This is a genomic window from Mesorhizobium sp. M7A.F.Ca.US.005.03.2.1 (assembly GCF_003997795.1).
Classification (GTDB): Bacteria; Pseudomonadota; Alphaproteobacteria; order Rhizobiales; family Rhizobiaceae; genus Mesorhizobium; species Mesorhizobium ciceri.
Genome location: NZ_RZRP01000576.1, coordinates 1 through 4,113, shown reverse-complemented (window position 1 = coordinate 4,113; position 4,113 = coordinate 1). Strand labels below are relative to the sequence as shown.

Annotated in this window: 4 protein-coding genes and 1 pseudogene; 2 read left to right on the top strand and 3 right to left on the bottom strand. The window is 61.7% G+C overall.

Features of this window, described 5'->3' with window-relative positions:
• On the bottom strand, window positions 1-1,794 hold a 1,794-nt coding region (locus EN991_RS25940), incomplete at its 3' end, for a bifunctional (p)ppGpp synthetase/guanosine-3',5'-bis(diphosphate) 3'-pyrophosphohydrolase (RefSeq protein ID WP_164769371.1).
• A 128-nt stretch (window positions 1,795-1,922) separates the two neighbouring features.
• Window positions 1,923-2,324, bottom strand: coding sequence for a DNA-directed RNA polymerase subunit omega (gene rpoZ / locus EN991_RS25935; protein ID WP_013532591.1), 402 nt, complete (start codon window positions 2,322-2,324; stop codon window positions 1,923-1,925).
• Between the two features lie 323 nt (window positions 2,325-2,647).
• Here rpoZ and EN991_RS25930 point away from each other — a divergent pair, with 323 nt between their 5' ends.
• Together EN991_RS25930 and EN991_RS25925 are read left to right on the top strand one after the other, a co-directional pair.
• On the top strand, window positions 2,648-3,229 hold the full coding sequence (locus tag EN991_RS25930) for an NYN domain-containing protein (protein WP_010915096.1): 582 nt from the start codon (window positions 2,648-2,650) through the stop codon (window positions 3,227-3,229).
• 11 nt (window positions 3,230-3,240) lie between these two features.
• Complete coding sequence (locus EN991_RS25925; RefSeq protein WP_024503072.1) at window positions 3,241-3,897, top strand: uracil-DNA glycosylase; 657 nt, start codon at window positions 3,241-3,243, stop codon at window positions 3,895-3,897.
• A gap of 17 nt (window positions 3,898-3,914) precedes the next feature.
• On the opposite strand, the pseudogene EN991_RS25920 reads toward EN991_RS25925, so the two are convergent.
• Window positions 3,915-4,113: pseudogene (locus EN991_RS25920) on the bottom strand (lysozyme); the annotation flags it as partial.

The following is a 4,113-nucleotide window of genomic DNA, read 5'->3' as shown; positions in this document are numbered from 1 at the left end:
GATCGGCACGGCTCCATCGCGCGGCTGGTCCTTGTCCTTGCGCGCGGCACGACCCGGAATCTGGAACAGCATGCCGGCGGCATTGCGGATCTTCGACCAGCCCTCCTCTCGCGGCTTGGGGACGGCCGTGGTGACGCGCTCATCCTTGTAGTCAGGGAATACCGCCTTCATGACATCAGTGGAGGCGAGCTCGCCACGCCCGACAGAGGCCAGCACATCCTCGATGTCCTTGCGCGCCAACCTGTGCAGCACCTGCTTCAGGCTCTCCTTGGTGAAGGTCTTGCCGGCACGCTCGAAGGCGCGTTCCAGGATGCGGATGCCAAGACCCGAATATTGCTTGCGGATGGCGTTCTTGGTGGCACGGCGGATGGCCGAGCGCGCCTTGCCGGTGACGACGACCGATTCCCACGCCGCCGGCGGCACCTGCGCCTTGGAGCGGATGATCTCGACCTCGTCGCCGTTCTTCAGTTCCGTCATCAGCGGCATGATGCGGCCGTTGACCTTGGCACCGACGCAGGTGTCGCCGACATCGGTGTGCACCGCATAGGCGAAGTCGATCGGTGTCGCGCCGCGCGGCAGCGCAATCAACATGCCTTTCGGGGTGAAGCAGAACACCTGGTCCTGGAACAGTTCCAGCTTGGTATTTTCGAGGAAATCCTCAGGGTTGTCGCCTTCGGCAAGCTGCTCGATGGTGCGGCGCAGCCAGGCGTAGGCGTTGGTTTCCTTTGAAATCGCGTGGGCGGCGCCATTCGTCTTGCCGCCGGTATCCTTGTAGATCGAATGGGCGGCGACGCCGTATTCGGCGATCTTGTTCATCTCTCGGGTACGGATCTGCAGCTCGACACGCTGGCGCGACGGGCCGACAATGGTGGTGTGGATCGAGCGGTAGTCGTTCTGTTTCGGCGTCGAGATGTAGTCCTTGAAGCGACCCGGCACCATCGACCACGCGGTGTGGATGGCGCCAAGCGCCCGGTAGCAGTCCTCGACCGTGTCGACGACGACGCGAAAGCCGAAGATGTCAGAGAGCTGCTCGAAGGACAGCGCCTTGGCCTCCATCTTGCGGAACACCGACCACGGCTTCTTCTGCCGGCTCTTTACGCTGGCGTTGATCGCATGCTTCTCGAACAACGTGGACAGTGCCTTTTCGATGTCCGTCAGCACGCCCTTGTTGCGTTCGAAGATTTCGGCAAGCCGTGCGGTGACGGCGCGATAGGCTTCAGGATTAATGAAGCGGAAGGCGATCTCCTCCAGCTCTTCACGCATGCCTTGCATGCCCATGCGCCCGGCCAGCGGTGCGTAGATATCCATCGTCTCCTCGGCGATGCGCAGGCGCTTGGCCTCCGGCATGTGGTCGAGGGTGCGCATATTGTGCAAACGATCGGCGAGCTTGACCAGCAGCACGCGGACATCTTCCGAAATCGCCAGCAGAAGCTTTCTCAGGTTTTCCGCCTGCTCGGCCTTCTTCGAGACCAGATCGAGCTTCTTCAACTTGGTCAGGCCCTCGACCAGCTTGCCCATTTCGGGGCCGAACAGATCGTCGATCTCGGCCCGCGTGGCGGTCGTGTCCTCGATGGTGTCGTGCAGCAGGGCGACCGCGATCGTCGCCTCGTCCATATGCATTTCGGTGAGGATGGCGGCGACTTCGAGCGGATGCGAGAAATACGGATCGCCGGAAGCGCGCTTCTGGTGGCCATGCTTCTGCATGGCATAGACATAGGCCTTGTTGAGCAACGCCTCGTTGACGTCAGGCTTGTAGCGCTGGACGCGCTCGACAAGCTCATACTGACGCATCATGGGCGGAATCTCGCGGTGCTGAAATGATTGATGCGCCGCACTAGCGTACGGCGCATCCCATAGATAGCCACGAAACTGACTGGACGGAAGTGCCGGAAACGTATTCCAGGCAGGTCCAGAACGCTGGCTTAGTAGTCGTCGCTCTTTTCCGGCGGCACCAGGCCCTCGATGCCGGCCAGGAGGTCTTCCTCGGTCATCCGGTCGAAGGTGATGTTCTCCTCGGCGTCGTCGGCGTCGGTGGCGGCAACGGCGGTGCCGGTCTGATCGGCAATCGCCTCGCCATCGGCCTCGGGCTCGTCGACCTCGACATGCTTCTGCAGCGAATGGATCAGATCTTCCTTGAGGTCGTCGGGCGACAGCGTCTCATCGGCGATCTCGCGCAGCGCCACAACCGGATTCTTGTCGTTGTCACGCGGCACTGTGATCGGCGCGCCCTGGCTGATCTGCCGGGCACGATGGCCGGCAAGGAGCACCAACTCGAAGCGGTTGTCGACCTTGTCGATGCAATCTTCAACGGTTACGCGGGCCATGGATTGCCCCTTTCATGCGATGGATTTGATGGAAAACAGGCGCGGTCCATAACCCGAACGCCGCCAAAATACAAGCATCATGGCAATGGCTGGGTTGCATGGCGCCCAAACCTTGGTTCAAACACCCGATTTGGCAAAACCAGTCTGTGCTATGTGTTCGGTGTCCCGATCACAATTGCTTGCAGTGCCGCACGCGCCCTTGGATTGCCGCGAAACTGGCGCTATCTCGGATGGCATAGAGGTCAGCCGGTTTATTATGAGCCTGACCGAACGCTATCGCATTTGGTTTAGACGGGTGTTTATTTCGAGAAGGAATATTTTCCATGTTCGACCCTCGTGAAAAAATCGCCCTATTCATCGACGGCGCCAATCTCTACGCGACGTCGCGCGCGCTCGGCTTCGACATCGACTACCGCAAGCTTCTGTCGAGCTTCCAGAAGCGCGGCTATCTGCTGCGCGCCTATTATTACACGGCGCTGGTCGAGGATCAGGAATACTCCTCGATCCGTCCACTGATCGACTGGCTCGACTATAATGGCTTCAAGGTGGTCACCAAGCCGGCCAAGGAATTCACCGACTCGACCGGCCGCCGCAAGATCAAGGGCAATATGGACATCGAGCTCACCGTCGATGCGCTGGAACTCGCCGATGTCGTCGACCACTACGTCATCTTTTCCGGCGACGGCGATTTCCGCACATTGGTCGAGGCATTGCAGCGGCGTGGCCGCAAGGTATCGATCGTCTCGACCATGGCCTCGCAGCCGCCGATGATCTCCGACGATCTGCGCCGCCAGGCCGACCATTTCATCGACCTGACGACGCTGAAGAACGAGGTTGGCCGTGACCCGTCCGAGCGCCCGGTGCGCAGGCCCGAGCCGGCCGAAGTCGACGAGGACGATTATTGAGGCCGGTCGCCTTGACCGTGCTTTCCGCCTCCGAACCCGGCCGCGATTGCCCGCTCTGCCCAAGGCTGCATGACTTCATCGCCGAGTGGCGGCAGCGCGAGCCGTCCTGGTTCAATGCGCCGGTGCCGACTTTTTTACCACCCGAGGGTGACGCGGCGGTTCAGTTGCTGATCGTCGGGCTGGCGCCTGGCCTGCGCGGTGCCAATCGAACGGGCCGCCCGTTCACCGGCGACTATGCCGGCGACCTGCTCTACTCGACGATGATTTCGCACGGTTTTGCGCGCGGAGAGTTCAAGGCGCGGCCAGATGACGGATTGGAGCTGGTCGGCACCGCGATCACCAACGCGGTGCGCTGCGTGCCGCCGGAGAACAAGCCGGTGGGCGCTGAGATTGCCACCTGCCGGACATTCCTGGTGCCGACGATCGCCAGGTTCCCGAATCTGCGCGCCGTGCTGGCACTGGGATCGATCGCGCATCAGTCGACGGTGCGGGCGCTGGGCGGGCGCGTCGCCGCCTATCCGTTCAAGCATGGCGGGCAGCTGCCGGCCGGCAGCATCACGCTGTTTTCGAGCTATCATTGCTCGCGCTACAACACCAACACCGGTGTGCTGACCGAAGCGATGTTCGTTAGCGTTTTCAGCCAGATAGCGGCGTTCCTGCGGAAATAGAGTCGGGCGCCAGCGGATCAGCTTGATGGCGCAAACAGTGCAGCCAGCACCGCCGGCCCACCCTTCAGCACGTTCATATCGACATCGCCATTGATGCCGTCGACGCGACCCCTGTTGTGGTACTGCCAGTAGACCCAGTCGTCGCGGTCCGGCTCCAGGAGCAACGAGCGGAGCCAGAGCGGACGGGCAGCAATGCGCCCTGCATAGGTCTGCGCT